Consider the following 13,682-nt stretch of genomic DNA (forward strand, 5'->3'; position numbering starts at 1 on the left):
TGTATCGGCCGGCCTGCTCGGCTTCAGTCGAAGGTCAGTCGGTAGATCAGGTCCACGGCCGAGTTCTCGCCGGCCTGGCCGCGCAGCGTCCAGCGGCGCGACAGCTCGAGGAAGATCATCAGCGTGCCGCCCGTGCCGGCCAGGCTGTGCTCGTAGGCGGCGTACAGGCGGTCGGACAGGCGCTTGCCCAGGGTGACGCTGGCGCTGCTCAGCTCGCCGTCGCCGCCGCCCGAAAAGCTCAGCTCGTCCAGGCCGAAGTTGGCCGCCAGCCCGCGCCCTTCGCGCCCGCCCAGCAGGGCCAGCGCGGCCGACTGCAGCATGGCCGCCTCGGCGCCGCTGTTGGGCGCCGGGCGGCCCAGCAGCAGCCAGGCCAGCGTCTGGTTGTCGGGCAGGGCGGGCTCGGAATACAGCCGCACGCGCGGCAGCAGCGCCGTGCCCATGACCTGCACACCCACGCGCTGGTCGCTGGTGTAGTTGGGGCGCAGGGCCACGATGTCGAGCGTGGGGTTGCTGATCTGTCCGCTGAAGTTGATGAAGCCGCGCTGGATGATGAGCTGCTGCCCGTAGGCGCGGAAGGTGCCGCCCTCGGTGCGCACCCGGCCGACCAAGCTGGGCATCTCGGTCAGCGGGCCCTTGGCGGTGAGCGTCAGCACGCCGGCCAGGCGCGTGTCGATGCCCATGCCTTGCAGGCGGAAGTCCTCACCCAGGTCGACCTGCACGTTGACGTTGGCCAGCAGCGGCCCGGCCTCGCTGGCGCGGGCCTGGGCGTCGGCCTTGGCGCGCGCGGCGTCGCTGCGGGCCTGCTGCTGCGCGGCCTGCTGGCCGGCGGCGCTGGTGGGCCGGGCCACGGCGCCGGGGCCTTCCTTGCCGTACATGATCTTGCCGTCGGGCCCGCGCACGATCACGTCGTCGCCCAGCGTGGGCCGGTTCTCGTCGGGCAGCAGGATCAGCGCGCGGTCCACACGCAGGCGGCCGTCGGCACTGAGGGTGCGGCCCTCCAGCGCGGCCTGCACGTTGCCCGAGACGGTGACCTGCCGGTCGTCGCGGATGCTGGCGCGCAGCCGCTCCAGCGTGGCGTTCAGGCGTGCCTGCGCGCGGCCGTCCACCAGCCCGGCTTCGCCGGTGGCGCGCAGCCGGCCGCCGCTGCCTTTCTCGCCCGCGCCCTGCAGCGTGAACTCGTCGATCAGCAGGCGCGTGCCGTCCAGCCGGGCGCGCAGGCGCCCGCCCTCGAACTGCACGCCGTCGACGATGGAGCGCAGCGCCACGTCGTCGGCCGTCACGGTGCCGCTGACCAGGGGCTCGCCGCGCGTGCCGGCCACGCGTGCGTCGGCCGCCAGCGCGCCACGCAGGCGCCAGCCGGGCGGCGCCAGCACCGACCAGGCGGCAATCTGCGGCAGCCGCGCCTGCACCTGGCCCTGCAGCGGCGCGCTGTCGGGCCACGACCAACTGGTGTTGCCGTCGTCGTCGCGCGCAGCCGCCAACTCGGTGCGCAGCTGGCCGTTGATGGTGCCGGCGCGCTCGCTGTCCCACACCAGGTTGAGGTTGAGCGCGTTGCCCTCGCTGCGCAGCGTCAGGCGCGCATCGCGCAGGCCGGCGGCCACGCGCGACTGCACGCCGGTCTGTGCGTCGGTGGTCAGCACCGTGATGTCGCCGCTGGCGCGCACCAGGTTGGCGGTGACGCGCAACTGCTGGCCCAGCGCGGCGTCCCAGTCGCCGTTGAAGACGATGTTGCCGGTCAGACCGGCGTCCTGCAATTGCGACCCGGCCACGCGCTCCACCCACTGCAGCGGCAGGCCGGTGATGCGGCCGGTGGTGGTGAGCGCACCCTGGCGCCAGCGCACCGGCCCCCAGGCCACCTGGGCCTGCGACGTGGGTGCGGACGAGGTGATGGTCAGATCGCCGGCACCCACCTCCAGCTGACCGCCCTGTGCCGGCGACCAGCTGAGCGGCACGGCGCCGCGGCTGGCCAGCTGCCACACGCCTTCGCCCAGCGCCGGGTCGCGCACGCCGGCCCGCAGGGCGCCCAGGTCGAAGCGCCAGGCCGACGCCGCCAACGAGGCATTGGGCGTGGTGCGCCCGCCGCTGGCGGTCAGGCGCAGGTCGAGCTGGCGTTCGCCCTGCAGCACGCGGCCGCTGGCGGCGATCCGGGCCTGGGCCAGGCGGCCATTGATCGTGGCCTCCAGCCCGCGCGCCTGCAGCGGCGTGGCGGCCGCGCCGGGCGGCGTCCAGTCGAACGAGGGCGCGTGGAGGCGCGCCTGCACGCTCGGGTCGCGCCAGCCGCCGCGCCAGCTGCCGTCCAGCGTGGCGCTGCCGCGTGCCTGCGCGCCGGCCAGCGCGTCGCCGGCGCCGGGCAGCTTCTGCGCCCAGGCCAGCAGGCGCGCGGCGTCCTGCACGCTGGCGCGCAGGGTGCCGGCGCCGGTCGTGGGTTGCAGCTCGCCCTTGACCACGGCGCTGGCGCCGGGGGCGCTGAGCGTCAGGTCGGCCCGGCCGCCGGGTGCGTCGGGGCGGACCTGGGCGTTGCCGGCCAGTTGCGCATCGTCGGTGCGCACGCGCAGCGCGCTCAGGCTGAGCAGGCCGTCGGCCCAGCGGCCGGTGGCGGCGGCGTCGCGCAGGCGCAGCGCGCGCAGATCGCGCGCCAGCGCCTCGCTGGCCGATTCGCCGCGCCGCGCGGGGGGGCTGGCGCGCGTGGGCCGCGCCTGCAGTGCCACGTCGAAACCGATGCCGGCGCCTTCGCCCGTCACCTGGGCCGTGCCGTCGAGCGGAAAGGCGGCCAGCTGCGTGTGCACGCGCGCCGGGTTGACGCCGGTGATGCGGGTGTCGATCTGCCAGGTGCCGGCCGTGCTGGCTGGCGCCGCGGCCGCACCGTCGCCCGTAATGGGGGCCGAGCCCGCGGGCGTCGGCGCGGTGGCCGGCTGCGTGGCGGGCGGGCTGACCCAGCGGCCGGTGGATTCGACGCTGCCTCCGCCCACCTGCGCCTTGAGCGCGCGCACCGTGGCCACGCCGCCCTGCCAGGTGACATCGGCCAGCAACTGCTCGACCGGCAGCTGGCGCTGGTCCCACGGCCCGGCGGCGCGGTTGGCCAGGTCGGCGTCGACGGCCCAGCCGGGCGCGCCGCCGTCGGGCAGCGGCGTCACGTCGAGCCGGCCCGTCAGTTGGGTGCGCGGCGCCTCGGCCCAGATGGCGCCGACGTCGAGTGCCCGCACGCGGGCATGCGCCTCGGGCAGCGGCTGTGCCGCCCAGGGGGTGATGCGGGCGGTGACATGGGCTTCCGGGATGTCACTGGCGGCGGCCGGGGTGGCGGGCACGGCGGTGGCGCCGGCGGTTGGCGTGGTCGGGGGCGGTGCTGCTGGAGGCGTTGCTGCGGAAGCGCGTGGGGTCGGCCCCGGCGCAAAGCCTGCCAGCGGCGGCAGCGCCGGAACGGCGGGCGCTGACGTACTGGGCGCCGTCGGCGCGGCCTGCAGATCTGCCTGCGCCTGCAGCTCGGTCAGCGGGCCGCGCAGCGTGGCCTGCAGGGTCAGCGGCACCGGCGCCTGGGCACCGGGCACGGGGGCGGCCAGCGCGCCCGCCATGGCGACGTCGACGCGGATCGGTGCGTGCGCCGTGGCGGCGGCGCGCAGGCGGTAACTGCCGCCTTCGATGCGCGCGCTGTCCAGCTCCAGCAGGTGGCGGCCGCCGTCGTAATCAAAGCGGCCGGCCACATCGCTCAGCGTGTAGGGAGGTGGGCCGGCCCATTGCAGCTCGCCCGCGCGCAGCGCCTTCACCTGGATGTGCAGCGGCAGCGCGAAGGATTCGGGTGGGCCGGCGGCGGGCTCGTCGCCTTTCGGCCGCTGGTCGTCCACCACGATGCGGCGGGCGCTCAGCGTGTCGATCTGCAGCGTACGCGCCAGCAGGGCGGCGGGCGTCCACTGGAGCTCGGCGTCGTGCACTTCCACGCGCAGGCCGTCCTTGTCCCACACCAGGCGGCGCACCTTGCCGCCGCTGCGCACGCTGCCGGTGACTTCGTCGGACACCAGCGGCTGCTGCGCGCCGGCCCAGCGCAGCGCGGTGGCCAGCGAGCCCTCGCTGCCCGTCCACCACCACAGGCCGCCGAGCGCCAGCAGCAGCAAGGCCAGCAAGGCCGCCAACAGCCCGCCCAGCCAGCGCCAGATGCAGCGGCGCCGCACCGGTGGCGTCGTTGCGGTTTCAGAGTCAAATTGGCCTTCAGCGCCCGCCGGTCGGGCGCTGGCAGCTATTATTTCAGGAGTTTTGTCGTCCGCAGGGCGCGGCTCTGGCGCGGTCATCAGAACACGAAGCCCACGTTCATGTGCAGCCGGATGTCCTTCGACTTCAGGCCGTACGCAATGTCCAGCTGCATCGGGCCCACCGGCGTGATCAGGCGCACGCCGGTGCCCACGCCCCAGTGCGCGCGCAGCTGGTTGACCTCGTTCGCCACGCCGCCGACGTCGATGAACAGCGTGTGCTCCAGCAGGCCGGGAAAGCGCTCGCGCATGATCGGGCGCTGCCATTCCATGCTGCCCACGGCCATGTAGCGGCCGGGGCCCACCAGGTCGTCGAACGGGATGCCGATGCGGCGATAGCCGTAGCCGCGCACCGTGTTGTCGCCGCCGGTGCGGAACATGTAGGTGGCCGGCAGCCGCGCCTGCTTGTCGGCCAGGATGGCGCCGGCCTCGGTGCGCAGCGCCAGCCGGCTGCCGCTGCTGCCCACGGGCACGATGCCCAGCGCGCGGCCGTGCAGGCGCAGGAAGGGTTTGCGCTCACCCACCGTGGTCATGCCGATGCCGATGTCGGTGCCGAGCCCATAGCCGCGCGACGGGATGGGCAGGCTGTCGAAGTAGCGCCCGGTCCAGGCGTAGTTGGCGCTGACGGCGGCGCCGTCGCCCAGCAGCGCGTCGGGCACGTTGCGCGTGCCCGAGCCGGTGACGCTGGCGTGGTCGTACTGCAGGTAGAAGTTGCGGTCGTACTTCTCATCGGTGCGCAGCGTGCCCAGGCGCAGCGTTTTGGAGGTGGTGGTCAGCGCGCCGTCGTCCTGCCGCATGTAGCGCGCCAGCGCCGCCCAGCGCCAGCCGCTGGCGCGCGGCAGCGAGGTCCATTCGGTCTGCAACAGCGGCGCCTTCTGGTCGAAGTGCAGCTTGGTGTCGGCGCGCCAGCTGGTGCCCAGGGCGGTGTTGTCGCGGTGCTCCAGCGTCAGGCGCGGGCCGCCGTCGGTGCTGTAGCCCACGCCCAGCTGCACCTTGTGGCGCTTGGCCTCGGTGACGGTGTAGGTCACGGGCGTGGCAGCGGGGTCGCCCTCGGGGTCGATGCTGATGTAGGCCGAGTCGTAATAGCCGCTGCCGGCCAGGCGCTGCTGGGCATCCACCAGCTTCTTCTGGTCGTAGATGTCACCGGGCTTGAGCCACGACAGCCGCTCGGCCAGCTCGGGCGGGTAGCGGCTGGCGCCCTTGACGGTGGCCGCGCCCAGGCGGAACAGCGGGCCGGAATCCAGCCGCAGGCCCAGCTTGACCCGCGCCTCGGCCGCGCTCACGTCGGCCAGGCTGTAGGCGATGCGGCCCTGTGGGTAACGGCGCTCCACCAGGCTGCGCAGGGCGCCGGTCTTGGCGCTCGACCAGCGGTCCTGCGTGAAGCGGCGGCCTTCATCCAGGCTCCAGTCGGCCACGATGCCTTCGCGCTGGCCGATGGCGTCCGCATCGGCCGAGGCGGCGATGTCGCCCTCGAAGCCGATGTCCACCCCGGCGATGGTGGCGGGCTCGCCGGGCGTGATGGCGATCACCACCGTGGGCCGCGCACTGGGCGCGCCTTCGCGACGCACACGCACGTCGGGGTTGAAGTAGCCCTCGGTGCCCAGCAGGTTGCGCACGTCGCGCTCGGTCACGGCCATCAGGCGGGCGAATTCGGATTCGTCCAGGTCGGTGAGGGCGCGGTAGCGCTGCAGTTCGCTGTGGCGCTCGACCAGCCCGCGCAGGTCCTCGTCCTCGCACTCCACACGGATGTCGAAGGCGGTGACGGCCGGCGCGTCACCCGTGCGCGCGCCCACCTGGCCGGCGGCGGTGGTGTCGGCGCGTGGCGTGGTCGCCGTGGCAGGCTCGGCGTTGTCGTTGAGCCCCAGCCAGGCGCAACCCGGCAGCACCAGCAGCAGCGCCAGCAGGGCGGCGGCGCAGGGCAGTGTGCGGCGGGCAGGACCGGCCGCAGGCGAATCGGGGCGCGTGCAGGTCACCCGCTCGAGTTTAGTGGCCCCCCTTGTCGGACAAGGCCGCGTTTTGCCTCTGAACATGCGGGTTGGAGCCATTCCAGCGCGCGGGGTTCTTGATCTGCGTGCAGGCGAAGGGCGGTCGTCGGCAGGACAATGCCCCGCATGGCCCAGTCTTCCGTCAGCCTGCCCGGCTTCGCATCGCCCGGCGTGGGCTTTGAACAGCCCTTCGAGATGCTCGAAGCTTGCCACGAGCGCGTGCAGCGCAGCCTGGCGCTGCTGCAGCGCCTGGTCGACCACGTGGACCGCAACGGCCACGACGCCGATTCGCGCAGTGCCGCGCGCGACGTGCTGCGCTACTTCGACATCGCCGGCCCGCACCACCACGAGGACGAGGAGCGCCACGTGTTCCCGCCGTTGCAGCAGCATGCCGACGCCCTGGTGCGCGATGCCGTGGTGCAGCTGCAGGCCGACCACGTGCAAATGCACGACCAATGGCAGCGCCTGCGCGCGGTGCTGCTGGCCTGGCGCGACGCCGAGCCGGCGCCCGCCATCACCGATGCGGATCGCACCCTGGTGCGCGACTTCGTGGCCGCGTACCAGCGCCACATTCCGCTCGAAGAGTCGGTGGTGTATCCGGCGGCGCGGCCCCTGTTCAGCCCGGCCGAGCTGGAGCGCATCGGCACCGAGATGGCGCAGCGCCGGCGCGGCTGAGGCGGCGCGGCCCATCGCCCTTCGGCCGCTAACATCTCCGGATGGCGTCCAGCGAATCACTGAACCCGGCCAGGCCGCGGGCCAGGCTCCGCCGCATGCGGGTGATCGGCGGGCGCTGGCTGGCCGTCACCGCCTGCGCGGCGCTGCTGACGGCGTGCTCGTCGGTGCGCCCCTGGCTCAACACCGCCATGCAGGCCGATCAGCTGCGGTCGATGCACGTGAACGAGACGCGCGACCCGAGCCTGGTGATGGCGGTCACCATCTCGGGCGGCGGCGCGCGGGCCGCGGCGTTCGGCTACGGTGTGCTGCGCGAGCTGGAAGACCACGAGTTCGACTGGCGTGGCCGGCGCCTGACGCTGCTGGAAGCCACGGATCTGATCAGTGCGGTATCGGGCGGGTCGATCGTGGCGGCGTATTACGCGGCGTTCGGCCGCACCGGCCTGCCGCGCTTCGAGCACGACTTCCTGCGGCAGGATTTCCAGCAAAGCCTGCTGGGGATGATGGCGCGCCCGGGCAACCTGCGCGACCTCAGCTCGCCCTGGTTCGGCCGCGCGCACCTGCTGGCGCGGCGCCTGGACACGCTGTACGAGGGCAAGACCTTCGCCGACCTGGAGCGCAACCCGCGCCACCCGCAGCTGATCGTCACCGCCACCGACCTGGCGCGCGGCACGGGCTTCGAGTTCACCTGGGACCAGTTCACGCTGATCTGTTCCGACCTGGGCCGGGTGCCCCTGTCGTTTGCCGTCGCCGCCTCGTCGGCCGTGCCCCTGCTGCTGAGCCCGGTCACGCTGCGCAACTACGCCGACCGCTGCCCGGCCGAGGTGACCCGCCGCATCCAGGGCGATGGCGCCGTGGCCCGCGCCGGCCCGGCCGACTTCCGCCGTCGCTTGTACCGCGCGCAGGCCGATGCCTACCTGAACGCCGCGCAGCGCCCCTACATCCACCTGGTCGACGGCGGCCTGTCGGACAACCTGGGCGTGCAGCGGCTGCTGGACCGCGCGCTGATGGAAGGCGGGCTGCGGCAGACCTTCCGCGAGGTGGTGATCCCGCCCGGCAGCGTGCACAAGGTGGTGCTGGTGGTGGTGAACGCCGAGCGCGAGCCAACGCACGACATCGACGCCAGCGACACCGTGCCCGGCATGTTTGACGTGGCCGAGACCCTGCTGTTCGGCGCCGGTGCCCGCAAGACGCGCGAGACGCAGGAATACCTGCAGGACGTGATCCGCGAGTGGAGCAGCGAGCTGGAGGCCCACGCCGCGGCGGGCGCCAGCGTGTTCGCGGCCGATGCCGACATCCACGTGATCATGGTGAACCTGCGCGACGCGGCGCTGCACAGCGACCGCCGCCAGCTGCTGCGCGTGCCCACCGCCTTCACCGTGTCCGACAGCGAGGTGACCGAGCTGATCACCGCCGGGCGCGAGGTGCTGCGCTATTCGCCCGACTTCCAGGCGCTGGTGCGGGCGCTGGGCGCGCGCGGGGTGTTTCCCAGCACGCGTTCAGTGAATATGAAGGAAAAGTGACTGCAGGCGCCGCCAGTCAAGCGCAGGCAGCTATTATTTAGAGAGCATTCGCATCGCATCCTCCAGCCCCTTGAGGGTGAGCGGAAACATGCGCTGGCCCATCAGCTGCTGGATGATGGCGATGCTCTGGCGGTACTGCCACACGCCCTGCGGTTCGGGGTTGATCCAGGCGAACTTGGGGAAGGCGTGCGTCAGGCGCTGCAGCCATTCGGCGCCGGCTTCCTCGTTGTTGTATTCCACGCTGCCGCCGGGCTGCAGGATCTCGTAGGGGCTCATGGTGGCATCGCCCACAAAGATGAGTTTGTAGTCCTTGTTGTACTTGCGGATGATGTCCCAGGTCGGGAACTTCTCGGCAAAGCGGCGGCGGTTGTTCTTCCACATGAAGTCGTAGACGCAGTTGTGGAAGTAATAGAACTCCAGGTGCTTGAACTCGGCCTTGACGGCCGAGAACAGTTCTTCCACGCGCTGGATGTGCTCGTCCATGGTGCCGCCCACGTCCATCAGCAGCAGCACCTTCACGTTGTTGTGGCGCTCGGGCACCATCTTGATGTCGAGCCAGCCGGCGTTGGCGGCGGTGCTGCGGATGGTGTCGGGCAGGTCCAGCTCCAGCTCGTTGCCCTCGCGCGCGAACTTGCGCAGGCGGCGCAGCGCGACCTTGATGTTGCGCGTGCCCAGTTCCTGGCTGTCGTCGTAGTCCTTGTAGGCGCGCTGGTCCCACACCTTCACGGCGCTCTTGTTGCCGCCCTTGCCGCCGATGCGGATGCCCTGCGGGTTGTAGCCGCCGTGGCCGAACGGGCTGGTGCCGCCGGTGCCGATCCACTTGCTGCCGCCCTGGTGGCGTTCCTTCTGCTCTTCGAGACGCTTTTTCAGCGTCTCCATCAGCTCGTCCCAGCCCATCTTCTCGATGGCGGCCTTCTCTTCGGGCGTCAGTTCCTTCTCGAGGATCTTGCGCAGCCAGTCGGCCGGGATTTCCTTGCGGAAGTCGGCGATCTGCTCCACACCCTTGAAGTAGGCGGCGAACGCGCGGTCGAACTTGTCGAAGTGCTTCTCGTCCTTGACCAGCGCGGTGCGCGACAGGTAGTAGAAGTCGTCGATGCTGCACGCATCGGGCTGGCGCGGCCCCACCACGTCGGCCTGCAGGGCCTCCAGCAGGGTCAGGAATTCCTTGACCGACACCGGCAGCTTGGCGGCGCGCAGGGTGTAGAAGAAGTCGATCAGCATGGGATGCCCTCCCGTGGTCGGGACAACCGGAAGTCCAGATGGGCCCGCACGGCCGGCCATTCGCTGGCGACGATGCTGTAGACGCAGGTGTCGCGCAGGCTGCCGCGGGCATCGGGGTGCGGGTTGATCTGGTGGCTGCGCAGCACGCCGTCGAGCCTGGCGCCCAGGCGCTCGATGCCGCGGCGGCTGGCGTGGTTGAAGAAGTGCGTGCGGAACTCGACCGCGATGCAATCCAGCGTTTCGAACGCGTGCGCCAGCAACAGGCGCTTGGCCTGGGTGTTGAGGGCGCTGCGCTGCACGGCGCGGCGATACCAGGTGGAGCCGATCTCGAGCCGGCGGTTGGGCGCGTCGATGTTCATGTAGGTGGTCATGCCCACCGCTCGACCGGCCAGGTCGCCGGCCTGCGCAATCACCGCGAACGGCAGCATGCTGCCGCGCGCCTGCAGGCCCAGGCGGCGCTCGATCTCGGCCGCCAGGCCCTCGGGCGTGGGCACGCTGGTGTACCAGAGCTTCCACAGCTCGCCATCGCGCACGGCCTCCACCAGGTCGTCGTGGTGATCGGCGCGCAGCGGCTCGAGCCGCACGTCACGGTCGCGCATCACGCAGGGCTGGATGAACTCGTCGGCAGTGGGCATGGTGGGGCGATGGTTTCTTGGGCAGGCCGCGCAGCAGGCCTGATCGAACGGTCGCGGAGCAGACCCTTCGGGAACGCCGTGGCCGGGGTCTCCCCGGCCACCAGCGTTGTCCCCCTTGGGGGAAGGCGCCGCAGGCGACTCAGGGGGTTATCTATTTCTTTGGTTCATGAACACCAGCTTCTCGAACAGCGTCACGTCCTGCTCGTTCTTCAGCAGCGCGCCCACCAGCGGCGGCACGGCGATCTTGCTGTCGGCGCTTTGCAGGGCTTCGAGCGGAATGTCCTCGGCCACCAGCAGCTTGAGCCAGTCGATCAGTTCGCTGGTGGAGGGCTTCTTCTTCAAGCCGGGCAGGCCGCGCACGTCGTAGAACACCTTCATCGCGGCCGACAGCAGCTCTTTCTTCAGGTTCGGGAAGTGCACGTCCACGATCTGCTTCATCGTCTCCGGCTCGGGGAACTTGATGTAGTGGAAGAAGCAGCGGCGCAGGAAGGCGTCGGGCAGTTCCTTCTCGTTGTTGGAGGTGATGAAGACCACCGGCCGATGCTTGGCGCGGATGGTCTCGCGCGTCTCGTAGCAGTGGAACTCCATGCGGTCCAATTCGCGCAGCAGGTCGTTCGGGAATTCGATGTCGGCCTTGTCGATCTCGTCGATCAGCAGCGCCACCGGCTCGTCGGCCGTGAAGGCCTGCCACAGCACGCCCTTGACGATGTAGTTCTGGATGTCCTTCACCCGGTCGTCGCCCAGCTGGCTGTCGCGCAGGCGGCTCACGGCGTCGTACTCGTACAGGCCCTGCTGCGCCTTGGTGGTGCTCTTGATGTGCCACTGCAGCAGCGGCAGCTTCAGCGCCTCGGCCACCTCTTCGGCCAGCATGGTCTTGCCCGTGCCGGGCTCGCCCTTGACCAGCAGCGGGCGCTTGAGCGTGATGGACGCGTTGACGGCCAGCATCAGGTCCTGCGTGGCGACGTAGTTCTCGGAGCCTTGGAATTTCATGGTGAAAAAGCAGCGCTGTGGCGGGGTTAATCAGGGTACTGCCGGCATTGCAAGCGTGATTACAATCCGCCCTGACCTGGATCAAACAAACTTGGATTGTGCGCGCAAAATGAAAACGACCCTGTCCCCCATGTTCGCTGCGCTGGCCCTGACCGTGGCAGCCGCCCTGCCCGTGCAAGCCCAGGTCACCGGCGACGCCGCGGCCGGTGCGGGCAAGGTCGCCATGTGCATCGGCTGCCATGGCATCGTGGGCTACAAGTCCAGCTTCCCGGAGGTGTACCGGGTGCCCAGGATCTCGGGCCAGAACGCCAAGTACATCGAGGTCGTGCTCGACAGCTACAAGAAGGGCGACCGCAAGCACCCCAGCATGCGCGGCATCGCCACCTCGATGACCGAGCAGGACATCGCCGACGTGGCCGCCTACTACGCCGCGCAGGGCAAGGTGGAGGGCGCCGCCGCGCTGCCGGCCCCGCGCGAGCCCAGTGCCCAGGTGGGCCAGCTGCTGCAAAAGGGCGCCTGCGTGTCGTGCCACGGCGCCAACTTCTCCGAGTCCATCGACCCGAGCTACCCCAAGATCGCCGGCCAGCACCCCGACTACCTGTACGTGGCGCTGAAGGCCTACCGCGACAACACCAACGCCACCTGGGGCCGCGGCAACCCCATCATGGCCGGCATGGCCAAGCAGTTTTCGAACGCCGAGCTGAAGGCCATGGCCCAGTACATCGGCAACCTGCCGGGCGAGCTGAAGACGATTCCGCAGTCCAAGTTCCGCTGATCGCGCCGCCGCCTGCCGGCGCGCGCGTCCAGACAAGAAGCCCGCCGCATGCGGGCTTTTTCATTGTGCGGTGAATTTGAGTGTTTCAGGCCTGCGGCGCCCGTGTATCAAGCGCTGGCAGCTATATTTTAAGTAGCAAATCAACCTGCATCGCGCGTGGCCCGCCGCTGCACGGCGGCGATGTAGGCGTCGCCATCCGGCGGGCGGCCGCTGGCTTGCGCATCGGCCAGCATCTGGCCCAGGCATTCCATCACCTCGTGGTGCGCGGCGTGCAGGTCGCCGCGGCGGGCGGCCAGCAGTTCCACCGCCTGGCGTATGCCGCGCGGCTGGTCGATGCTGCATTGCTCGCTGATCGACAGGTGCATCGACAGGTGCAGAAACGGGTTGCCGCCCACCGCACCGTCGCCATAGTCGCGCGCCACGGCGGCCTCGGCGTCGCCGAAGTCGGCGTGCCACTCGGGGTGCTCGGCGATCCAGCCGGCGGCCAGCTGCTCGATGGCTTCCATCGGCTGGCCGGCTTGTTGCCTGGCCCAGGCGCTACAAAAAAAGCGTCGGACTTGTTCCTGTGAGGGTGCGAACATGGGGCCAAGCGTATCATCCGGCGGCAGGGCCGTGCGTGGCGCCGACAGCCCATCGAAGACTCCATGAACACCATCCAGACTCCGGTTTCCACCCGCATCGCCATCGTCGGCGCCGGCTCCATGGGCAGCGGGCTGGCGGCGCTGTTTGCGCGCCAGGGTTTTGCGGTGGCGCTGATCGACCCCGTCGACGGCGCGCTGGCGCGGGCCGATGCAGCGATAACGCGGCAGCTGACCGCCGTGGGCGCCGAGGTGGCGGCGGTGCGCGCGCGCATCGCGCCGTCGCCCGAGCTGGCTGCGGCGGCCAGCGCCGATCTGGTGATCGAGGCCGCGCCCGAGCGGCTGGAGCTGAAACAGCGCCTGTTTGCCGAGCTGGACGCGCTGTGCCCGCCGCACACCGTGTTCGCCACCAACACCTCCGGCCTGTCGATCAACGCCATCGCGCAGGCCGTGGCGCGGCGCGACCGCTTCGTTGGTGCGCACTTCTTCACGCCGGCCGATGTGATTCCGCTGGTGGAGGTGGTGCGGGGCGACGCCACGTCCGACGCCACCATCGACTTCGTCATGACCACGCTGCGCGCCGCCGGCAAGCGGCCTGTGCTGGTGCGGCGCGACATTCCCGGCTTCATCGCCAACCGCATCCAGCATGCGCTGGCGCGCGAGGCCATCGCGCTGCTGGAGCAGGGCGTGGCCAGCGCCGCCGACATCGACGAGGTGGTGCGCTGGAGTCTGGGCATCCGCCTGGCGCTGACGGGGCCGCTGGAGCAGCGCGACCTGAACGGCATCGACGTGCACCACGCGATCGCCAGTTACCTGTATGCCGACCTGGAGAACCGCAGCACGCCGGCGCCGCTGATGGCGGCGATGGTCGAGCGCGGCGACATCGGCGCCAAGTCGGGCCGCGGCTTCTACGACTGGCCGCCCGAGCGGCGCGAGCGCGTGCAGGCCGACAAGGCGCGCGCGCTGGCCGAACTGGCGGCGTGGCTGCAGCGGCGCGAGCAGGACGCTGCGTGATGCAAAAAAGCGCTTGATGCGCAACCAGCCTCAGACGGTGTTGTGGGAGCG

The 13,682-nt window shown here is 71.0% G+C and carries 10 protein-coding genes; 4 read left to right on the forward strand and 6 right to left on the reverse strand.

The window, feature by feature from the left end; all coding sequences use genetic code 11:
• Positions 1-23 precede the first annotated feature (23 nt).
• Entirely contained in the window at positions 24-4,280 is a 4,257-nt protein-coding gene (locus tag ACFSCU_RS08400) for a translocation/assembly module TamB domain-containing protein (protein ID WP_377560418.1), read from the reverse strand.
• The gene (locus ACFSCU_RS08405; protein WP_180549791.1) at positions 4,280-6,211 is read right to left on the reverse strand and encodes an autotransporter assembly complex protein TamA; all 1,932 of its coding nucleotides are present in this window, start codon (positions 6,209-6,211) and stop codon (positions 4,280-4,282) included. The genes ACFSCU_RS08400 and ACFSCU_RS08405 overlap by 1 nt, the downstream gene beginning before the upstream one ends.
• Before the next feature lie 138 nt (positions 6,212-6,349).
• On the opposite strand from ACFSCU_RS08405, the gene ACFSCU_RS08410 reads away from it, so the two are divergent.
• Together ACFSCU_RS08410 and ACFSCU_RS08415 are read left to right on the forward strand one after the other, a co-directional pair.
• Positions 6,350-6,898, forward strand: a complete 549-nt coding sequence (locus ACFSCU_RS08410; protein ID WP_257645633.1) for a hemerythrin domain-containing protein — start codon at positions 6,350-6,352, stop codon at positions 6,896-6,898.
• Between the two features lie 95 nt (positions 6,899-6,993).
• The gene (locus ACFSCU_RS08415) at positions 6,994-8,418 is read left to right on the forward strand and encodes a patatin-like phospholipase family protein (RefSeq protein ID WP_180549789.1); all 1,425 of its coding nucleotides are present in this window, start codon (positions 6,994-6,996) and stop codon (positions 8,416-8,418) included.
• A 33-nt stretch (positions 8,419-8,451) separates the two neighbouring features.
• Here the strand turns inward: ACFSCU_RS08415 and ACFSCU_RS08420 are convergent, their stop codons facing one another.
• The 3 genes from ACFSCU_RS08420 to ACFSCU_RS08430 form a co-directional block, all read right to left on the reverse strand.
• On the reverse strand, positions 8,452-9,639 hold the full coding sequence (locus tag ACFSCU_RS08420; RefSeq protein WP_180549788.1) for a vWA domain-containing protein: 1,188 nt from the start codon (positions 9,637-9,639) through the stop codon (positions 8,452-8,454).
• Entirely contained in the window at positions 9,633-10,274 is a 642-nt protein-coding gene (locus ACFSCU_RS08425) for a GNAT family N-acetyltransferase (protein ID WP_180549787.1), read from the reverse strand. Before ACFSCU_RS08425 ends, ACFSCU_RS08420 begins: the two co-directional genes overlap by 7 nt.
• Before the next feature lie 147 nt (positions 10,275-10,421).
• The gene (locus ACFSCU_RS08430) at positions 10,422-11,264 is read right to left on the reverse strand and encodes an AAA family ATPase (RefSeq protein ID WP_180549786.1); all 843 of its coding nucleotides are present in this window, start codon (positions 11,262-11,264) and stop codon (positions 10,422-10,424) included.
• Between the two features lie 109 nt (positions 11,265-11,373).
• On the opposite strand from ACFSCU_RS08430, the gene ACFSCU_RS08435 reads away from it, so the two are divergent.
• The gene (locus tag ACFSCU_RS08435; protein ID WP_333705303.1) at positions 11,374-12,039 is read left to right on the forward strand and encodes a c-type cytochrome; all 666 of its coding nucleotides are present in this window, start codon (positions 11,374-11,376) and stop codon (positions 12,037-12,039) included.
• 140 nt (positions 12,040-12,179) lie between these two features.
• On the opposite strand, the gene ACFSCU_RS08440 is transcribed toward ACFSCU_RS08435, so the two are convergent.
• Positions 12,180-12,620: a DUF1841 family protein gene (locus ACFSCU_RS08440; protein ID WP_377560421.1), complete on the reverse strand. Its 441-nt coding sequence runs from the start codon at positions 12,618-12,620 to the stop codon at positions 12,180-12,182.
• A 63-nt stretch (positions 12,621-12,683) separates the two neighbouring features.
• On the opposite strand from ACFSCU_RS08440, the gene ACFSCU_RS08445 reads away from it, so the two are divergent.
• Entirely contained in the window at positions 12,684-13,631 is a 948-nt protein-coding gene (locus ACFSCU_RS08445; RefSeq protein WP_180549784.1) for a 3-hydroxyacyl-CoA dehydrogenase NAD-binding domain-containing protein, read from the forward strand.
• Positions 13,632-13,682 lie beyond the last annotated feature (51 nt).

This window comes from Ottowia beijingensis, assembly GCF_042680925.1.
GTDB classification, from domain to species: domain Bacteria; phylum Pseudomonadota; class Gammaproteobacteria; order Burkholderiales; family Burkholderiaceae_C; genus Ottowia; species Ottowia beijingensis.